This is a genomic window from Komagataeibacter intermedius TF2, from assembly GCF_000964425.1.
GTDB lineage: Bacteria > Pseudomonadota > Alphaproteobacteria > Acetobacterales > Acetobacteraceae > Komagataeibacter > Komagataeibacter intermedius.
In genome coordinates this window covers 1-257 of sequence record NZ_BANF01000930.1, presented here as the reverse complement: position 1 = coordinate 257, position 257 = coordinate 1, and the positions used below count along the sequence as shown (strand labels likewise).

Sequence of the window (257 nt, the reverse complement as noted above, 5' to 3'; positions counted from 1 at the left end):
CGGCCAACGGCAATTACATAGATGACGATCCGTTCGTCGATGACCTGATAAACAAGGCGGTAACCATCTTTCAGAAGCTTGATCTTATAAAACCCTGATAGGTCGCGATGTAGTTCATTTCCTGGAGAGTGAGGGTTCCAGATCAGCTTTTCTAGCTTCTTTTCAAATTTCTTACGCACGCTGCCGTCAAGAGCATCCCACTCTCTGAGCGCTCTGTCGTCGAATTCAAGACAATACTCTTTCATTCGCGATGACGG

Annotated in this window: 1 protein-coding gene; it reads right to left on the bottom strand. The window is 46.7% G+C overall.

Translation table 11 applies throughout. The annotated features are described in order from the left end of the window. A partial coding sequence (locus B7449_RS19555; protein WP_048884147.1) for a type II toxin-antitoxin system RelE family toxin occupies window positions 1–245 on the bottom strand: 245 nt, incomplete at its 3' end. Window positions 246–257: the final 12 nt, after the last annotated feature.